Below are 19,840 nucleotides of genomic sequence, written 5' to 3'. Positions count from 1 at the left end.
TTTCCACGATGCTTGACGCACCCGCCGCGCTGCCGGCTGGCGATATCAATCCTTTGCAACTGGTCCTGCACGCATCGCTGCCGGTGCAGCTGGTGATGGCGATCCTGCTGGTGGTGTCGGTGATGTCATGGGCGATCATCTTTCGCAAGCGTGCGCAGCTGGCCGCGGCAGAGCGCGAGGCCGCCGATTTCGAGGAACGCTTCTGGTCGGGCGCGCAGCTCGGCGACCTGCATGCGCGCGCCGGCAAGAACGACGGCATCGATGGCATGGAGGCGATCTTCGACGCCGGCATGCGCGAATACCATCGCGTCACCCAGATGCGCGGCGCCGACAGCCGTCTGCAGCTGGAAGGCGCGCAACGCGCGATGCGCGCCGCCACCGCGCGTGAACTCGACAATCTCGAACACAACCTCGAATTCCTCGCCAACACCGGTTCGATCAGCCCGTACATCGGCCTGTTCGGCACGGTGTGGGGCATCATGATTTCGTTCCAGGGCCTCGCCAGTCTCAAGCAGGCCACGATCGCCACCGTCGCGCCGGGCATCTCCGAGGCGTTGATCGCGACCGCGATGGGCCTGTTCGCCGCGATCCCGGCGGTGTGGGCCTACAACCGCCTCGCCACCCGCGTCGACCGCCTGGCCTCGCGCTACGACGCGTTCTCGGAAGAGTTCTCGTCGATCCTGCAACGTTGGTCGCCGCTGCCCGACGCGCGCTGACATGGCCGGACGTTCCACATCGCGGCGACGCAAGCACCGGCTGAAGTCGGAAATCAACGTCGTGCCGTACATCGACGTCATGCTGGTGCTGTTGATCATCTTCATGGCGACCGCGCCGCTGCTCAATCTCGGCGTCGATGTCGACCTGCCGCAAAGCAGCGCGCAATCGATCCAGGTGGATGTCGAGCCGGCGATCGTCAGCATCGATGCCGAAGGCGCGCTGTCGCTCACCATCGATGGCACCCGCAGCGCCACCACCCGCGACGAAGTGGTGCAGCGCGTGCAGGCTTTCGTCGCCGCACACCCGAAAGCACCGGTCTACGTTGCCGGCGATGGCAAGGCCTCGTACCAGACCGTCTATGACGTACTCAGCCTGCTGCAGACGCAGGCGCACGTGCCGCGTGCCGGATTGATGAGCATGCCGAGCGGAGCGCCGGCAAAATGAAGGAGCAGCGCGCCGCTGCTGCGCGCGGGACCGGCTACGCGATCCTGCTGCATGTGGTCCTGATCGGGCTGCTGTTGTTCGGTCTCCATCGCGTCACCCAGCAAGGGGGCGATGCCGGCGGCGATGGCGCTTTGCAGGCGGATGTCGCTTCGGTGAACGATCTCTCCGCGAAAACGCGCCGCGCCTTGCTCGGCGAGCCCAAGGAAGCGGTGCAGCCGTTGCCGCAGCCGGTCGAAACCCCGCAGGAATTGCCGAAACCGGTCGAAACACCGGTTGAAAAACCCGTCGAACCGACACCGCAGCCGGTCGCGAAGCAGGCGCCGGCGGAAAAGCCCGCGCCCGAACGTCCGCAACCGCCGATCAAGATGCCGCCGCCGAAGCCCCAGCCGGCATCGGTCGACATGAGCAAGAAAGTGCCGACGCCCGAACCGGCGCCGTCGAAGAAATCTGCGGATTCCGATCTCGCGGCGCGGGCCGCGGCGGAAGCCGCGCGCCTGGCGAAGGCGACGAATCTCGCCAAGCAGCGCGCCGAGCAGATGGCGGACGCGAGGTCGCCGACCGGCGGCAACGATCAATCTTCGTCATCGGCGCGGCCGGGCAGTGGCGCGGGCAAGAGCCGCAACAGCGGCCAGCAGAAATGGCTGGATGCGGTCGGCCGGGCGATCGAGGCGAAATGGCTGCGCCCGGACGATATTCCGCCTGGGCAGGCCTGCCCGATCCATATCCGCATCATTCCCGGCGGCGAAGTGATTGCGGCTACCGTTCAGCCGGGTTGCCCCTATTCCGACGAAGCGAAACGCAGTGTCGAGAAGGCCGTGCGCGACGCCAGCCCGTTGCCGTTCAAGGGCTACGAGGACGTCTACTCCCGTGATTTCACTGCGAATTTCAAACCATCGCGATGATCGGCAGTGCCCCACGGTGAACCGGCATTCAGCTAAATGACGCCCCCGCGTTTACCCTAGTCGGACGCATCCCAACGTAGAACTCCCCTGATGCGATTCTTCTTCGCAATCTGTGTCTTCAGCTTGTCGAGCGCGGTGTTTGCGCAGTCCAACCCGCAGGTCGACGTGATCGGCGGGCGCGATGCCGCCCAACCGATCGCGGTGGTGCCGTTCGCGGGCAGTGCGCCCGGCGAGAGCGATATCGCTGCCGTGATCCGCGCCGACCTCCAGCGTTCCGGCCAGTTCAAGGCGATGCCGGAATCGGCCATGCCCGAGAAACCGAGCACCGCCGCCGAGCTGCATCTGCCGGTATGGCAGGCCGCGGGGCAGGGCCTGGTACTGATCGGCCGCGTCAGCAACGGCGCATCGATGCGCGTCGAATACGAGTTGTACGACGTGGTGCACAAGCAGCGCCTGCTCGGTTTCGCCAAGAGCGGCCCGGCCAGCGCGGCACGCGACATCGCCCACCAGATCGCCGACGACATCTACCAGAAAGTCCTGAACGTGCGCGGCGCGTTCTGGACGCGCATGGCCTACGTGCGCGTTTCCGGCCTCGGCAAGCGTGCGACCTACAGCCTCGTCGTCGCCGACGCCGATGGCCACAACGCCCGCGTGCTGGAAACCGCCAACGCGCCGATCATGTCGCCGACGTGGAGTCCGGATGGCAGGCGGATCGCCTACGTGAGTTTCGCCAACGGCAATTCCACGGTGAAGGTGCGCAACCTTTCCGGCGGCGACGTCACCGTCACCTCGTTCGCCGGACTCAACGCCAGTCCGTCGTTCTCGCCGGATGGCGCGCGCCTCGCGGTGACGCTGTCGCGCGATGGCAATCCCGAGATCTACACGTTGCCGGCCAGCGGCGGTGCGCCGACGCGCGTGACCCACCAGCTCGGCATCGATACCAGCGCGGCGTGGACGCCATCGGGCATCTACTTCACCTCGGATCGCGGCGGTCGTCCGCAGATCTACAAGACCTCCGCTTCCGGCGGCGGCGCCAGTCGCGTGACCTTCCAGGGCGATTACAACGCCGATGCCGCGTTCTCGCTCGACGGCAAGGTGATGGCAGTGACGCAGGGCAACGGCGGCAACTATCGCATCGCGGTGTTCGACACCCGCAGCGGTCCGGGCCAGTGGACCACGGTGTCGCCGGGATCGCTGGACGAATCGCCGAGCGTGGCGCCGAACGGCAGCATGGTGATGTACGACGCGCACGAGGGCAGCCGCAGCGTGATCCATGTCGTGTCGGCCGATGGCCGCGTGCGCGAACGCATCGATACCGGCGGAAACGCCCAGGATCCGGCGTGGTCGCCGTATCGCAGCAACCCCTGATTCCAGCTTTGAAACCGCAGTCTCCGAAGGAGTCGACAATGAACAACTTGCGTGCCGCCGTGATCGCCCTTGCCTGCATTGGCATGGTCGCCTGTTCCACCAAGACCAAGGACACGCCGCCTCCGCCGGTGGTGGATTCCGGCGCCCAGAACAACGCCGGCAACAAGAACGACACTGGTGTTTCCACGGCGCCGATCGCTGGCGCCTACGGTCCCGGCGATCTCGACAAGGACGCCTGCCTGAAGAATCGCTCGGTGTACTTCGACTACGACTCCGACACCACCAAGCCGGAATTCCAGGCATCGATCGGCTGCCATGCCAAGTACCTGCGCGATCGTCCGTCGGCGCGCATCACGCTTGAAGGCAATACCGACGAGCGCGGCAGCCGCGAATACAACCTCGCGCTGGGCGAACGTCGTGCCCGCAGCGTGTCCTCGGCGATGCAGGCGATGGGCGCCAGCGGCAGCCAGCTCAACGTGGTGAGCTATGGCGAGGAACGCCCGGAATGCCGTGAGTCCGACGAGGCGTGCTGGCAGAAGAATCGCCGCGTGGACATCAACTACACCACGCCTTGAGTTGGACCATGCGCATTCTTCCTGCACTGATGATTGCGTTGATGCTGCCCGCCCTGCCTGCGATGGCGCAGCGGGCCAGCCTTGCCGAGCGCGTCGATGCGCTGGAAGCGCATGCCGCCGACAACAGCGACAAGCTGGAAACGCTGAACCAGATCAATGCGCTCAAGGAAGAAGTGCGCAACTTGCGCGGCCAGGTGGAAGAGCTGCAGCAGCAGCTCAACCAGCAGAAGGAATCGGCGCGCAGCCAGTATCTCGATGTCGACGGTCGCCTGAATCGCCTCGAGGGTGGCGGCAAGCCTGCCGATGGCAATGGCCAGGGCGCGACGCCTGCTGCAGGACAACCGGTGCAGCCTGAAGCGAATGCGCCAGCGGAAGCGCCGGCGGCGGCATCGAGCGGCAATGACCGCGCCGATTACGATGCCGCGTTCAAGGCCTTGAAAGCTGGCGATTACGTCAAGTCGTCGCGCGGCTTCAAGGCCTTCATCGATCGCTGGCCCAAGAGCGCGCTGATCCCCAATGCGCGCTACTGGCTGGGCGAGAGCTATTACGCCACCGGCAACTACGAGATGGCGGCGGCACAGTTCAAGCAGGTGGTCGATACCTATCCGACCCATCCCAAGGCCTCCGATGCCGCGTTGAAGCTGCGCATGTCGGAGCAGGCGCTGAAGCAGCCCAAACCGCAGAAGAAGCCTGCCGCAAGGTAAAATGGCGGCATGAATGCCGTCGCAACCCCAGCGGTCGAGACCGCGCCGGAGCCAGCATCCGAGCGCCTCCGGATCACTGAAATCTTCCTGTCCCTGCAAGGCGAAGCCCGCGATGCCGGCTGGCCGACGGTGTTCGTGCGCCTGACCGGCTGCCCGCTGCGCTGCCTCTATTGCGACACCGCCTATGCCTTCCACGGTGGCGAATGGATGGGCATCGACGACATCGTCGCGACGGTGACCCGCCATGGCGTGCGCCACGTCTGCGTGACCGGGGGCGAACCGCTGGCGCAGAAGCGCTGCGTGCAGTTGCTGAAGAAGCTGTGCGATCTTGGGTTGATCGTGTCGCTGGAAACATCCGGCGCGATCGATATCGGCGAGGTTGATACGCGGGTATCGCGCGTGGTCGACATCAAGACGCCGGGTTCCGGCGAAGTCGAGCGCAATCGCTTGGAGAACATCGCCTTGCTGACGCCGCACGACCAGGTCAAGTTCGTGATCTGTTCGCGCGAGGATTTCGACTGGGCGCGCGCTGTCGTTTCCAAACATGCATTGAACGAACGCTGCGACGTGCTGTTCTCGCCCAGCCACGGACAAGTGGCGCCGCGCGAACTCGCCGACTGGATCGTGGCCGAACGTCTGCCGGTGCGCTTCCAGACGCAACTCCACAAGCAGTTGTGGGGCGAGGAGCCGGGCCGATGACCACGCCTGCGGTCGTACTCGTTTCCGGTGGCATGGATTCCGCGGTCGTGCTCGCGATCGCGCGCGAGCAGGGATTCGCCGCGCATGCGATGAGCGTGCGCTACGGGCAGCGCCATCTCTCCGAGTTGGAAGCCGCGCAACGCGTCGCGACGATGCTCGGTGCGGTCGAACACAAGACGGTCGAGATCGACCTGCGCACCATCGGCGGTTCGGCGCTGACCAGCGATATCGACGTGCCGACGGATGCCGACGGCCATGAGATCGGCAATGGCGACATCCCGGTAACCTACGTGCCGGCGCGCAACACCCTGATGCTGTCGGCCGCGCTGGGTTGGGCGGAAGTGCTGGGTGCGCGCGACATCTTCTGCGGCGTCAATGCCGTCGACTATTCCGGTTACCCCGATTGCCGGCCGGAATTCATCGCCGCGTTTGAAACGCTTGCCAACCTTGCCACCCGGGCCGGGGTCGAGGGCACGCGTTTCCGCGTCCATGCCCCGCTGATGCGGATGAGCAAGGCCGATATCGCCCGCGAGGGCGAGCGGTTGGGGGTGGATTTCGCCCAGACGGTCAGCTGCTACCAGGCCGACGAGGCCGGACGTGCCTGCGGCCATTGCGATGCCTGCCTGCTGCGTGCCCGCGGCTTTGCCGACGCCGGGCTGGCCGACCCCACCCGATATCGCTGATTCGTTACAATACGCGGCCCGGTGCAACGCCGGGCCGTGTGACCGGGTCGTTAGCTCAGTCGGTAGAGCATCGGACTTTTAATCCGCTGGTCGATGGTTCGAATCCATCACGACCCACCATTTCGTCGCTTTCACTGATCGGATGAACGTGGAATCAGCATGACTGATTCATGTTCATGTTGCGCTCCATGTGAAGAACACGATGGAAGCCGCGAGGATGTCCGTCACAGATTCGAAAGACGAAATTTTGTTGAAAAACGGCGCGAATGCATTGGTCATCACATAGTCATGACGCCATGCGCTGATTTTTGTGAATTGGTGCCATTTTTTCGCCTCCATTTCTTACCGGCTTGCTAAGTAATGTGAAATTTCATTGATTTCCTGCCGATAGAATGGCGCCCGTTTAGCTGGCTGGACGGCCAGTTTGTGCGCATTAGCAGGGGGGTATGGAGTGTCATTTGTTCATCGGATGAGCGCGATTTTCGCGCGTGCGCGGCATGCGAATGCTGTTGCCCCTCTGCTTGCCTTCATGCTGGCTGCTGCGCTGGGTTCCCCTGTCGCGATGGCCCAGACCGTTTCGAATAGCGCGAGTATCGCGCCGCCGAGCGGTATCACCAATTCCGGCACGGCTTGCCAGGCCACCACTCCTCCCGGCGTATATAACTCGGGGACCGGCACGTGTACGGCACGGACACCGACACGGTGACGCCGGTGGCGGACCTGGTGGTGACGAAGACGAACAACGTCAATGGTGTGACCGCGGGTCAGCCGACGACGTACACGATCACGGTGACCAACAATGGTCCGTCGGCCTCGACGGCGACGGTGACCGATCCGGTGGCGACCGGTCTGACCAAGACGGCGACGGCGTGCAGTGCGACGCCGGGCGTGTGCACGACGGCGCCGACGATCGCGGGTCTGGAAGGCGCGGGCGTGGTGACGCCGAGCATCCCCAGTGGCGGCACGTATCAGTTCACGGTGACGGCGAACGTGACCGCGACCAGCGGTAGCGTGACGAACAGTGCGACGGCGCAGCCGCCGGCTGGAACCACGGATCCGACCCCGGGCAACAACACCGGCACGGACACCGACACGGTGACGCCGGTGGCGGACGTGCAGATCACCAAGACGGCGACGACGGCGGCAGTGCCTGGCCAGCCGATGACGTGGTCGATCACGGTGAAGAACAACGGTCCGTCGGATGCGGCGGGCGTGACGACCAGCGACAACGTGCCTGCTGAGGTGACGGGTCTGACGCTGGGCGGCGCGGATGCGGGCGCGTGCACGGTGAGCGGCCAGACGGTGTCGTGCAACTTCGGCACGGTGACCAACGGTGCGACGAAGACCTACACGGTCACGGGCCTGCTGGCGTCGAGCGCGACGGGCAACGTGGTGAACACGGCGACTGTGGCGACGACGACGACCGACCCGACGCCGGGGAACAACACCTCGACGACGACGACGCCGACGGCGGCGAGCGCGGACCTTGCCTTGGTGAAAACGCTCGTGTCGCCTTCGCCGGCAACCACCGGCTCAACGGTGACTTATAAGATTGTGGTCACCAATGCGGGTCCTTCGGATGTCACGGGCGCTGTCATCAGCGATACGGTGCCTGCCGAACTGACTGGAGTCACGTGGACGTGTGCTGCGAACGGCAGCGCCACTTGCGGGGCAGCTAGCGGTAGCGGTAATGCCATCAGTCTGACTGGGTCGATTGTTGCCGGTTCTGGCAACAACCTGACGATCATGGTGACGGGTACGGCGCCGTCGACTACGCCGAGCACGATCGCCGCGAATATTGCGTCGGTAAGCCCGCCTGCAGGAACAACCGACCCGACGCCGGGGAACAACACCTCGACGGTACCTCCGGTTCCGGTGAGCGCTTTCCCGATCGTGGCGAATGCCGATACCTATACCGGTATCAATGGTGCGACTGGCGCGACGACCGCAAGCACGATCGTCAACGACACGCTGAACGGCGTGGTGCTGACGACGGCCGACATCGGCACCAAGGTGACGTTGACGCCCGGTGCGGCGCCGACGACGACTTCCGGTGGGTTGGTGATGAATGCCGATGGCACCATCACGGTGAAGCCGGGTACGCCTGCCGGAACGTATGTGTATCCGTACACGATCTGCGAGAAGCTCAATCCGACCAACTGCTCGACGGCAAATGCGACGGTGACGGTGAGCGCGGCTCCGATCGCGGCCACGAACGACACCGGAACGGCGAATGGTGCGACCGGCGGACAGGCGATTGCGACGGTGTTGACGAACGACACCTTGAACGGTGCGCCTGCGACGACGTCGACCGTGACGATCACGGTGGCGGCGGGCTCGACGGTGCCGGCGGTACTGACGTTCGATACGACCACGGGTGCGGTGGACGTCAAGCCGAGCACGCCGGCGGGGACGTACACGTTCAACTACACGATCTGCGAGAAGTTGAACCCGAGCAACTGCTCGACGGCGACGGCGACGGTGACGGTGAGTGCGGCGCCGATCGTGGCGAATCCCGACAGCTACACCGGCATCAACGGCGCCACTGGCACTCCGAACGCGGGCAACGCCTATGCCAACGACACGTTGAATGGCCAGCCGGTGAACGTGAGCCAGATCACCGGTTCGGTGGTCACGCCTGCGACCTCGATCAATGGCGGTCCGGTGCCGAGCCTGGATCCGGCAACCGGTACGGTGAGCGTGCCGGCCGGTACGCCGGCGGGCGACTATCAGATCAGCTACAAGATCTGCGAGAAGCTCAACCCGACCAACTGCTCGACCACGACGATCGACGTCAAGGTGACGGCAGCCCCGATCGATGCGGTAGATGACAACTACAGCAGCACGCCGATCAACGGCATCAACGGTGGTTCGACGCCGACGGTGCTGGCGAACGACACGCTGAACGGCCAGCCGGTGAAGGCGGCGGACGTGACGCTGACGCCGGGAACCGCGCCGACGACGGCTTCGGGTGGAATCGTGATGAATGCCGACGGCACCATCACGGTGAAGCCGAACACGCCTGCCGGGACCTACACCTACTCGTACAAGATCTGCGAGAAGTTGAACCCGACGAATTGCGACACCGCGAATGCGACTGTCGTGGTGAGTGCGGCGCCGATCGTGGCGACTCCGGACAGCTATCCCGGCATCAACGGTGCCACCGGCAATCCGAACGCGGGCAATGCTTACGGCAATGACACCCTGAACGGTCAGCCGGTGGACCCGGCGAAGATCGTCGGAACGGTGGTCACGCCTGCGACCTCGATCAATGGCGGCCCTGTGCCGAGCCTGGATCCGGCAACCGGTACGGTGAGCGTGCCGGCCGGTACCCCGGCGGGCGACTACCAGATCAGTTACAAGATCTGCGAGAAGCTCAACCCGACCAACTGCTCGACCACGACGATCGACGTCAAGGTGGTGGCTGCGCCGATCGTCGCCAAGGACGACAGCTCAGACCCGATCAATGGCGGCAATGGCGGATCGACCCCGTCGGTGCTGGCCAATGACACCTTGAATGGCCAGCCGGCAACGACGACCACGGTGACGCTGAAGCCGGGTACTGCGCCGGCGACCACCTCGGGCGGCATCGTGATGAATGCCGATGGCACCATCACGGTCAAGCCGGGCACGCCGGCGGGCGATTACAGCTATCCGTACACGATCTGCGAGAAGCTCAATCCGACCAACTGCGCCACTGCAACGGCGACGGTGAAGGTGACGGCTCCGGTGATCGTGGCGAATCCGGATGCGGCGCCGGCCATGCCGGCCGTCGACAGCACGACCGGCGGCAACACGCCGAGCGTGATCGTCAATGACACGCTGAACGGCGTGGCGCTGACGACGGGTGACATCGGCACCAAGGTGACGCTGACGCCCGGGACCAGTCCGAATCCGTCGCTGTCGATGAACCCGGATGGCACCATCACGGTCAAGCCGGGCGCGCCCGCAGGCACGTACGTCTATCCGTACACGATCTGCGACCGCATCAACCCGACCAATTGCGCCAACACCACGGCAACGGTGGTGGTGACTGCGCCGGCATCGATGCGCGTGACCAAGACGGCCCAGCCGAGCAATGTCCATGTCGGTGACCTGGTGCGCTACACGCTGACGATCGAGAACACGGGCAGCGTGCCGGTCAATGGCGCAACGCTCGTGGATACGCCGCCGGCAGGTTTCAGCTACGTCGAGAAGTCGATGACGGTGGTCGATCGCGACAACAAGGCCAACATGATCGCAATTCGCTCGCTCACGGTGTCGGGCATCGACATCGACGTCGGTCAGCGTGCGGTGGTGACCTACATGCTGCGCGTGGGTGCGGGCGTCCATCCGGGCACCTACACCAACCAAGCCTTGATGCAGGACCGCGGCCGTGATGCGTCCAATGTCGCCACCGCCAATGTCCAGGTGGTGGGCGATCCGATGACGGACGACAGCCTGATCCTCGGCACCGTGTTCGATGACCGCGATGGCGACGGCTGGCAGGATTCCGCCGATGCCTCGGGCCTGAAGGTGCAGGGTGGATTCTCGCCGGATGCCTACATCGCCAACTCGACCACGGTCGACCATGGCGATGGTCCGAAGCCGGAAGCCGACCATAGCTCGCCGATGCTGCACGGCATCCCCTTGGGCGAACTCAAGGGCCGCCAGTCGGATGCCGACCCGGTGTCGAGCCATCAGGTCGTGATCCGCCAACGTCTGCGCGAACTGGCCTTCAACGACGACTTCGTGCTGACCTCGAAGGAAGGCGTGACCGTGCGGATGGATGCCGCCGGCAAGACGCGCGTCGAGACCAGCGGCGATGCCGCCAAGGGCTTGAATGCGGTGGACCTGAAGGTGGAGCGCAAGGTTGCCCAGGATGCGCAGGGATATGTGGTCGACTACGTCATCAGCAATGCGGGCGTGGACGAACGCGGCATCCCGGGCGTGCGCATCGCGAGCGTGGAAGGCTTGCTGGTCGAAACCGATCAGTTCGGCCGCTACCACATCGCTGCCATCGATGGCGGTGGCGATCGCGGGCGCAACTTCATCCTCAAGGTCGATCCGTCGACGCTGCCGCCGGGCACCACCTTCACCACCGACAACCCATTGGTGCGCAGGCTGACCCCGGGGCTGCCGGTCCGCTTCGACTTCGGAGTGAAGCTGCCGCAGGCCGTGATCGAAGGCGAGACTTCCCTGACGGAAATGCAGCTGGGCGAGGTGTTCTTCGCCCCGGGCAGTGCGGAAATCCGTGCGCAGTACAAGTCCGCCATTGAACAGGTGGCTGCCGGCGTGCGCGAGCACAAGGGTGCGGAAGTGGTGATCAATGCCAATGGCGAGAACGGCGCTCTGGCCTATGCACGTGCGCTGGCGATGAAGGAAGCACTCCTGGCCGCGCTGGATCCCGAATCGGCGAAGGCGCTGGTGGTGAACACGCGTACGGACATGGAAGATCCCGCGACGCTGGTCGCTGGCGTCGACGCGAAGGGAACGCTGCTGGGGACTGTGCTGTTCGATACCGACAAGTCGGACATCCGACCGGAGTTCGGGCCCCTGCTCGACGCGGTTGCCGCCGGTCTCGAGAAGCGCGGCGGTGGCGTCATCGCCCTCGTCGGCCATACCGACGTCCGCGCCTCGCATGCCTACAACACTGCACTCGGCATGCGTCGCGCGAAGGCGGTATACGAAGCGCTGGCCAAGCGATTGAGCACGAAGGCGCGCGCCAACGTCCGCGTCGAAACCAAAGACGATCCGACGGCCCCCGTCGATGTGAAACGTGGTAACCAGGGGGGCGGGCCATGAAGAAGATGAGAACGAAAATGAAGCTGCTTGACTACGCGCTGCTGTGCGCACTGTCAGGCATGAGCGCCTCGGTGCATGCGCAGAGCGCATTGCCGTTGACCGGCAATGCGTCCCCTGCGGATGCGCAGCAAGCGACTGCGCCACAACCGACGCAGGACAAGCCTGCGGACAAGGCGGCGTTGCAATGCAACGACGACAGCTGCAGCAGCAAGGATGGCCTGGTCTTCCGTTTGCGTACCCGCAGCTATGACCAGCCGGTCACGCAGGGAACCGACAAGAAGTCGACGTCCAAGGCATTGCAGCCCGACCGGCGCGTCACGATCCAGGTCGACGAGCCGGCCAAGCCGGTGGCGCTTCCCGGCAAGGCGACGGCCGTGGGCAAATGGTCGGTGCAGCTTCCCAACGGCGGCGTGATCTGGGCGACCGAAGATCCCAGTCTCGGCCAGCCGCAAATGGCGGTGTCGGGCAACAACCTGGTCGCCTACGACGGCAGCAAGGTCACCAAGCCGGTGAAGTTCTACGGCAGCACCAACTATTCGGCGTTCATGAAGCGCGCCGAAGTCGTGGTGTTCCGCGGCAGCGACAACGATCTTGTCACGCCGCTGGCCACGATTCCGCTGAAGCTCGGCGCGATCATGGAAGGCGAGTGGGATGGCAGCATCAATGCCTCCACCGGTGCGCCGCTGCGTGTTGGCGACGAACTGATCTACGTCGTACGTGCATGGTCGGACGACAAGACCTACGACGAAACCTATCCCAGCCGCATGCAGCTGGTGCGCCCGGATGAACTCGAGGTGCAACAGCAGCGCACCACCGCGCAGGCCGTGCAGAACGGGCAGCGTCCGCTCACCGACGCTGCCGCCAGCGAAATGCTGCAGATCCAGCAGGTGTTCGGCCAGAACACGCTGCGCCTGCAGAACATTCCGGTGTACGGATCGCGCGTGCGCATCCAGGGCCGCAACGTTCCCGATCAGCAGGTGGTGACGATCAACGGGCAATCGATGCCGGTCGATCTCGAGCGCAAGTTCGTCTCCGAATACCTGCTGCCGATCGGCCACTACGCATTCGACGTACAGGTCGGCAAGGGTGGCGATGCCAGTGGCGCCCGCAAGAAGCTCGACATCGATGTGACCGGGCGTTATTTCTTCGGTGTCGGCATCGCCGATTTCACCCTCTCGGGCAACAGCGTCTCGGGATCGGTGGAACCGCTAGCCAACCAGCCGCAATACACCAAGGACAGCCTGCTGGAAGGACGCCTGGCGTTCTATCTCAAGGGCAAGGCCAAGGGCAAATACCTGTGGACGGCGCAGGCCGACACGCGGGAAAAGCAGGTCTCGCAACTGTTCACCGGATTCTGGAAAGCGGATGCGACCGATGTGTTCCGCCAGCTCGATCCGGATGCGTACTACCCGGTCTATGGCGACGACTCCACCACGTATCGCGACGTCGATACCATGGGTCGACTGTACCTGCGCGTCGATTGGGACAAGAACCAGGCGTTGTGGGGCAACTACAACACCGGCCTGACCGGTACCGAGTACGCCCAGTACAACCGCGATCTTTACGGCGCTGCGCTGGCGTGGCGTTCGCAGAACACGACGAAGTACGCGGAGCCGAGCAGCGTGTTGCGTGCCTTCGGTTCGCAGGCGCAGAGCGCGCCCGGCCACAGCGAATTCCTCGGCACCGGCGGCAGCCTGTACTACCTCAAGCACACCGGCATCCTGCCGGGTTCCGAACAGGTCGTGCTGGAGATTCGCGATCCCACCACGGGATCGGTGATCAACCGCGTCACCATGGTCAGCGGCGTCGATTACGAAATCGATGCCTACCAGGGCCGCATCCTGCTGACGCGTCCGTTGTCGCAGGTCGCTAGCGAGAACGTGCACACGTTGACGCGCGATACGCCGCTGACCGGCTATACGCAATTGCTGATGGTCGATTACGAATACGTGCCGACCGGCTTCAAGGCCGACGACGTTGCCGCCGGCCTGCGCGTCAAGCACTGGTTCGGCGATCACGTCGGCGTTGGCGCCACCTATGTCGACGAGAATCGCGCGGGCGACGACTACCGCATGGCGGGTGCCGACATCACCTTGCAGGCGGGGCGGGGCACTTACCTCAAGATCGAGCAGACGCATACCCAGGCGACCAGCGCGCCGATCTTCTATTCGACCAACGGCGGCTTGAGCTTTACCCAGACCAATGCAGCGCAGCCGGCGAACGGCAGCGGCACGGCGCGGGCGGTCGAGGCACGCATCAACACCAAGGAACTCGGCTGGACCCAGCGCGAATGGACCGCGGGCGCGTGGTGGCGTGATGTCGACGCGGGATATTCGATCTCGCGCTACAGCATCGGCCAACCCGTGCATGAAGTCGGCGCCGAAGTGCTGGGCGATGTCAGCGACGTGCTGCGGATGTACGCACGCGTCAGCCGCGCCGAACGCGGCAACGACCTGCTCGAACAGGAGCAATTGACGGCAGACTGGCGCTTGAACGAGCGTTCCCTGTTGAGCGCCGAACTGCGTCGCGTCGACCAGCGGACCAATGGCGTCGAAAGCGTCGGCACCTTGTTGGCCGCCCGCTATTCCAAGCACATCGGGACCTCGCTCGACATCTACGGCATCGGCCAGGTCACGCTCGACGACGATGGTGGCAAGTACGCCAAGAACAATGCGTTCACGGCGGGCGCCAAGTACATCTTCGGCAACCTCTCGAACATCGGGGGTGAAGCGACAGTCGGCGATCGCGGCAACGCGGTCAGCGTGAACGGTGAATACCGCGTCAGCCAGAACCACACGCTGTACGCGAACTACACCTATTCGACCGACACCACCCAGTACGACCCGCTGTTCAATCCCAGTGTCACGCCGGGCTGGACCGTGGGCCAGCGCTGGCAGCTCAACAGCAAGGTCAACGTCTTCAACGAAAGCCAGTTCCTGAAGGCGCCCAATCAATCCGGTCTTGCCCATACCTTCGGCATGAACTTCTACCCGTCGCAGGGCTGGAACACCGGGTTCACCCTGCAGCAGGGATCATTGGAACAGGCCGACGGCAAGACCGATCGCCAGGCGATCAGCATCACCGGCGGCTATACCAGTCCGATCGCGCAGTGGCAGAGCAAGCTGGAATGGCGCAAGGACACCGGCGCCGAACGCCGTCGCCAATGGGTGACGACCAACTGGTTCAACTACAAGTGGAACGAGAGCCTGCGCTTCGCCGGGCGCCTCAATATTTCCGATACGCAGGACCAGACGCAGTCGATCGCCGGTGCGCGTTTCGTCGAAGGCAATGTCGGCTTCGCCTGGCGTCCGTGGAACAGCACCAAGTACGCGCTGCTCGGCAAGTACACCTATCTGTATGACGTCTCGGCGTTGCCGCAGGTCGGCAACGACACCGCGTACTACGACCAACAGAGCCGCGTGTTCTCGATCGAGGGCATCTACCACCCGCTGCCGCGTTGGGAGTTCTCCGGCAAGCTGGCGCGTCGCGATGGCGAAGTCCGTTTCGGCCGCTTCACTGGTGCCTGGGAAAGCTCCTCGGCGACATTCGGCGCGGTGCAGGTGCGCTACGGCTTGATCCATACCGACTGGAATGCGCTCGCGGAATACCGCTGGCTGGGTGTCGACAAGGGCGGTATCCGCAAGGGCGTGCTGCTCGGCATCGACCGCAACATCACCAAGGGCCTGCGTGTCGGTGTCGGCTACAACTTCACCGATTTCAGCGACAACCTCACCGATTTCAGTTACCGCCATCGCGGCTGGTTCCTGAATGTGGTCGGCAGTTATTGAGGACCGAAGATGTCGCTTGTCGGCAACATCGATTAGACGCAGGGCAAGACCGGGTTGATGACCAGTGCATCGATGCCCGCATTGTCGTGAGGAGAAGAGGGGTGCGGGTGATCAAACGATTGGAATGGAAGGGCATTGCATATGCCCTGCTGGGACTTGCATTGATGCTGTGTGGCATCGATGTACAGGCGGCACTGCTGAGTTGCGGCCCGGTCTATTCCTCGCAAATCATCAATGGCGGCACATTCTCGAGAAACCTGTATACCCTCAGCGGGACCACCGCAACGTTCGTATCGTCGGCCGGGCAGAGTCTCAATGGCATCGGCCAGGCGACTACCGGCATCATCTATTTCGATAATGGCGGCAACAATACCGTCCGCAGCTATGACGGTATGTCGACGGTCTCTTATGCCCCCAACAATTGGTTGAGCTATGGCAGTGGGTCGGGCCCGGGCGGGGCCCCTGACGGATTTATCTATTACGTCGGCAATGGCACCACCAAGCATCTGTTCCGCGTGAACACGCTGGGCGTGGTCACCGATTTGGGCGTGATCACTCCGAGCGCCGGTGATTCCATTTGGCAGAACATGACCGCCGGCGACCTGGCTGCCGATGCGAATGGTCGCCTGTATTGGCTCGGCAGCAGCGGTGCATCGACCTATTTGTATCTGATCAATCCGACCACGCTGACTGCACGCAGCCTGGGGACTTACGGACCTTCCGGCGCAACGGGGCTGGCATTCGATACCGCGGGCAAGCTCGTGAGCACCGTGGTTACCGGCAATACCACGACGGTCTACTCCATCGACCTGTCCACGCCGAATACCGTCGGCACGAATCTGGGTACGGTGACCGGCTATTCGAACAATGGCGCCGCGCTGGATCTTGCTTCGTGCAATGCGCCGAACGTCAATCCGGCATTGAGCACCACGAAAACGGTTTCGAATATCACCCAAGGCCAGACGCCGGCCACGCTGGCCAGCCCGGGCGATATTCTCGAATACACCATCACGGTGACCAATAACGGCACGTTGCCTTCGGATTCGGCGACGCTGAGCGATGCCATTCCTTCGAACACGACATACGTCGCGAACTCGACCACGCTCAATGGCGGCGCGGTGGCCGATGCGCCCGCGGGCACCATGCCGTATTCGCCAGCCAGTACCGGCACGCGCGAGATCCACGGCAGTGGACGCACCGCTGGCGTGATCCTGGTCGGTGCAGGCAGTGCCGCAGTGATCAAGTTCAGGGTCACGGTGGGCGCTGCGCCGTTGCCGGTCACCATCGACAACCAGGCGACAGCCTCCTATCCGATCACGTCAGGCGGCACGACCAGCACGCAAACTGCGCCATCCACCGTGGTGAAGGTGCCTACGCCCAAGCCCAAGCTCACTCTGACCAAGACCGTGACCAACGACAACGGAGGAACGCAGCTGGCCACGGCGTGGACCTTGAGCGCGTCCGGTCCGACTCCGATCAGCGGAGCCACGGGATCGGCTGCGGTCACCAATGCGGTGGTCGATCCGGGCACATATACGTTATCGGAAAGCGGGCCGCCCAATTACGTCGCCAGTGCCTGGAGCTGCACGGCAGGGACATTGTCCGGCAGCAGCCTGACGCTGGGGTACGGGCACGTCGCCAATTGCACGATCAACAACAATGACAGCAACGTCGCGGACCTTTCCATCATCAAGAAAACCACGACCAGCCCGGTGGTTTCCGGGCAGTCGATTTCCTACGCGATCACGGTGAGCAACAATGGCCCCGCAACCGGGATAGGCGCGATCGTGAAGGACAGTCCCGTCAACGGCATCACTTGTCCGACGACCAACACGGTGACTTGCACCGGCACCGGTTGTCCGGGGGGATCAATCACCGTCAACAATCTGCTGTCCGGCATCACGATGGGGACGATGGCGGCAGGTTCGTCGGCAACGCTGACGTTCAGTTGCACCGTCAACTAAATGGATGTTGCCATGAACGTTCGAAGATATGCCCGCCCGTTCTTGCTGGCTGCAATCGCATTTGTCGTGCCATCCGCGTGGGGGCAGTCGACTTGCACAGCGATTCCTCAGCGCGTGCTGACGAATCCGCAATTGACCGTCACAGGACAGACGACGACGGCCAACCAGAACATTGCCGGCTGGACAGCGTCTACCGTGGCGAACGCCCCTACTGGCGAGCAAGGCTTCATGTCGGCGGGCGCCGGCCTCGGTGTTCAACATTGGAGCGATCAGTGGTCCGGAGCAGGTCAAGTCACGCCGAGCGGGTTCGATAGCCTGTCCCAGGCGCTGACCAGCGTATCGGGTGGCGCAGTGGTGTCGTTCGACATCGCATGGAACAACGGCAACGGCCAGAACTCGTCGAATCAGCAGGATTGGGACGGTAACCAGACGCAATTGGTGGTGCGCTACGTCAATAGCGCCGGCACTGTCACCGATTACCTCACCTTCGTGACATCTCCCTTCGTGAGCAGTACGGCCAATGCTGCACCAGGGCCGTCGACTGGTGCGGCCGTTACCTTATCGAATGGTGCAACATCGATTTCGACACCGACGCCCGGAATCACGACCTATCCCAATCTGGTGTGGACGACTCTTTCATTTGCCTTGCCGGACAACGTAGCGCAGTCGGGCAATCTCACCTTTGCGATACGTCGCACGGAAGACAAGGCGACCGGGGGCAATTCCGGGCATGCGACGGACGATATTTATTTGCGTAACGTCAGCGTCAACGATCGCGCGCTCTGCCTGGTCAAGAGCACCCCGATCGGTTCCGGGACATTCGCGTTCACCAGTACCAATCTCGACACGAACCTGGTGACTGCGGGCAATCAAACCGCACTATCGATCACCACGGCCGGAGCGACGGCGGTCGCCTACGATGCCGATAGCGGCACCGGCGGTGCGCAACCTTCGCTCGTCAATGCCAATCCGGTGACGGTGACGGAAACGGTGCCGACCGGATTCAACCTCACCTCAGCGACTTGCGACAACGGCGTCACCGGCACGATATCGGGCGGGAATCTCATCACTTTCTCGACAGTGCCCCCCGGCACGCAGGCGACTTGCACGCTGACCAACTCCCGGCCACGGATTCAATTGCAGAAAGCATTGCCGGGCGGGCGCGTGCTGGGATCGGACCAGTTCACGCTGACGGTGTCCGGGCCACGCAATGGAAGCAATACGACGACCACGGTCACGACAACAGGGAGCGGTACGACCGCGACAGGAACCGCGGACTTCAATCCCGGTGATGCCGGCGGCACCTATACCCTGTCCGAGGCAGCGGGCAACATCACCACGCTGATGGGGCTTTACAACTCGAGCATCAGTTGCAGCAATGCGACTGCCGGGTCTTCTACCGTGCTGCCGAGCGGGAGCGGAACCAGCTTCTCGCTAGGCCCCGTGGCGGCATCCGACAACATCACCTGCACCTTCTCCAATAGCCGCAAGCCGGCGCCGACGATAACGATCCAGAAGATCAGCCTGGGCAGCACCGGTACCTTCAACTTCAGCGGAACGAATGGAATCGCCAACCAGGCGATCACGACAGTCACGGTCGGAACAGCGCAGGCCGGCGCCGCACAGACGCTGACGGCAGGCTTGACCGCGACCACCGTGACCGAAGCGGCACCACCTGCCGGATTCATCCTGCAAACGATCACCTGTTCCGGATTGGGGGCAGGGGGTACGGCGACGCCGACCATCAATGGCGCAAGCGGCGGCAGCGTGCTGCTGGATGCTGCGGCGACTGCACCGGGAAGCAATATCGTCTGCACGTTCACCAACACCAACCAGGCGGATCTGTCGATCACCAAGACCAATGGCATTACCAACGCGGTGTCCGGCGCGATGACGACCTACACCCTGGTGGTGAAGAACAATGGGCCGGTCCCAGCGACGGGTGCAGTGGTCAAGGACGCGCCGGTCTCGGGCCTGACGTGTCCTGCCGGGAATGCCGTGACCTGCAGCGGCACCGGCTGTCCCGCGGGGCCGCTCACGATGTCCAGCCTGACGTCCGGCGTCACGATGGGGACGATGGCAGCGAACACCAGCGCGACATTCACGGTCACTTGCAATGTCAATTGAGTCCAGGGACTGCGGAATTCCCTGCTACGCAACCTTGCAGTGGTTGCCTGTAAGGTATGCGCAGCCCATGCCGAAGCTGGTTTTT

At 63.7% G+C, this 19,840-nt stretch carries 12 protein-coding genes and 1 tRNA gene; all 13 read left to right on the top strand.

The genetic code is table 11. The annotated features are described in order from the left end of the window. Positions 1-8: 8 nt before the first annotated feature. Positions 9-716 carry a protein TolQ gene (gene tolQ, locus ABE093_RS03860; RefSeq protein ID WP_430759521.1) on the top strand — a complete coding sequence of 236 codons (708 nt, stop codon included), beginning with the start codon at positions 9-11 and terminating at the stop codon, positions 714-716. Position 717: 1 nt separating this feature from the next. Continuing rightward, complete coding sequence (locus tag ABE093_RS03855; RefSeq protein ID WP_430759520.1) at positions 718-1,161, top strand: ExbD/TolR family protein; 444 nt, start codon at positions 718-720, stop codon at positions 1,159-1,161. Further along, complete coding sequence (tolA, locus tag ABE093_RS03850) at positions 1,158-2,063, top strand: cell envelope integrity protein TolA (protein ID WP_430759519.1); 906 nt, start codon at positions 1,158-1,160, stop codon at positions 2,061-2,063. Before ABE093_RS03855 ends, tolA begins: the two co-directional genes overlap by 4 nt. 90 nt (positions 2,064-2,153) lie before the next feature. Beyond that, positions 2,154-3,431, top strand: coding sequence for a Tol-Pal system beta propeller repeat protein TolB (gene tolB / locus ABE093_RS03845; RefSeq protein WP_430759518.1), 1,278 nt, complete (start codon positions 2,154-2,156; stop codon positions 3,429-3,431). Between the two features lie 38 nt (positions 3,432-3,469). Continuing rightward, entirely contained in the window at positions 3,470-4,006 is a 537-nt protein-coding gene (gene pal / locus ABE093_RS03840; RefSeq protein ID WP_430759517.1) for a peptidoglycan-associated lipoprotein Pal, read from the top strand. Positions 4,007-4,014: 8 nt separating this feature from the next. Continuing rightward, positions 4,015-4,710 (top strand): tol-pal system protein YbgF, encoded by a 696-nt coding sequence (gene ybgF, locus ABE093_RS03835; RefSeq protein WP_430759516.1) that lies wholly within the window; start codon positions 4,015-4,017, stop codon positions 4,708-4,710. A gap of 9 nt (positions 4,711-4,719) precedes the next feature. Further along, on the top strand, positions 4,720-5,409 hold the full coding sequence (gene queE / locus ABE093_RS03830) for a 7-carboxy-7-deazaguanine synthase QueE (protein ID WP_430759515.1): 690 nt from the start codon (positions 4,720-4,722) through the stop codon (positions 5,407-5,409). Then, positions 5,406-6,092, top strand: coding sequence for a 7-cyano-7-deazaguanine synthase QueC (gene queC, locus ABE093_RS03825; protein ID WP_430759514.1), 687 nt, complete (start codon positions 5,406-5,408; stop codon positions 6,090-6,092). Before queE ends, queC begins: the two co-directional genes overlap by 4 nt. 44 nt (positions 6,093-6,136) lie before the next feature. Beyond that, positions 6,137-6,212, top strand: a tRNA-Lys gene (locus tag ABE093_RS03820). 558 nt (positions 6,213-6,770) lie between these two features. Then, positions 6,771-11,876, top strand: a complete 5,106-nt coding sequence (locus ABE093_RS03815) for an OmpA family protein (RefSeq protein WP_430759513.1) — start codon at positions 6,771-6,773, stop codon at positions 11,874-11,876. Between the two features lie 17 nt (positions 11,877-11,893). Beyond that, on the top strand, positions 11,894-15,664 hold the full coding sequence (locus ABE093_RS03810) for a hypothetical protein (protein ID WP_430759512.1): 3,771 nt from the start codon (positions 11,894-11,896) through the stop codon (positions 15,662-15,664). Positions 15,665-15,771: 107 nt separating this feature from the next. Next, the gene (locus tag ABE093_RS03805) at positions 15,772-17,628 is read left to right on the top strand and encodes a hypothetical protein (protein WP_430759511.1); all 1,857 of its coding nucleotides are present in this window, start codon (positions 15,772-15,774) and stop codon (positions 17,626-17,628) included. A gap of 132 nt (positions 17,629-17,760) precedes the next feature. After that, positions 17,761-19,755 (top strand): prealbumin-like fold domain-containing protein, encoded by a 1,995-nt coding sequence (locus ABE093_RS03800; RefSeq protein WP_430759510.1) that lies wholly within the window; start codon positions 17,761-17,763, stop codon positions 19,753-19,755. Positions 19,756-19,840: the final 85 nt, after the last annotated feature.

Source organism: Solilutibacter silvestris, assembly GCF_050574925.1.
Lineage (GTDB): Bacteria > Pseudomonadota > Gammaproteobacteria > Xanthomonadales > Xanthomonadaceae > Solilutibacter > Solilutibacter silvestris_A.
Note: the sequence above shows the minus strand (reverse complement) of the source record. Positions and strands in the feature narration are given on the sequence as shown.

Excerpts from the sequence above, each read along its gene's own strand:
- tolQ (WP_430759521.1), top strand. The coding sequence starts at position 9 with ATGCTTGACGCACCCGCCGCGCTGCCGGCTGGCGATATCAATCCTTTG.
- ABE093_RS03855 (WP_430759520.1), top strand. The coding sequence starts at position 718 with ATGGCCGGACGTTCCACATCGCGGCGACGCAAGCACCGGCTGAAGTCG.
- tolA (WP_430759519.1), top strand. The coding sequence starts at position 1,158 with ATGAAGGAGCAGCGCGCCGCTGCTGCGCGCGGGACCGGCTACGCGATC.
- tolB (WP_430759518.1), top strand. The coding sequence starts at position 2,154 with ATGCGATTCTTCTTCGCAATCTGTGTCTTCAGCTTGTCGAGCGCGGTG.
- pal (WP_430759517.1), top strand. The coding sequence starts at position 3,470 with ATGAACAACTTGCGTGCCGCCGTGATCGCCCTTGCCTGCATTGGCATG.
- ybgF (WP_430759516.1), top strand. The coding sequence starts at position 4,015 with ATGCGCATTCTTCCTGCACTGATGATTGCGTTGATGCTGCCCGCCCTG.
- queE (WP_430759515.1), top strand. The coding sequence starts at position 4,720 with ATGAATGCCGTCGCAACCCCAGCGGTCGAGACCGCGCCGGAGCCAGCA.
- queC (WP_430759514.1), top strand. The coding sequence starts at position 5,406 with ATGACCACGCCTGCGGTCGTACTCGTTTCCGGTGGCATGGATTCCGCG.
- ABE093_RS03810 (WP_430759512.1), top strand. The coding sequence starts at position 11,894 with ATGAAGCTGCTTGACTACGCGCTGCTGTGCGCACTGTCAGGCATGAGC.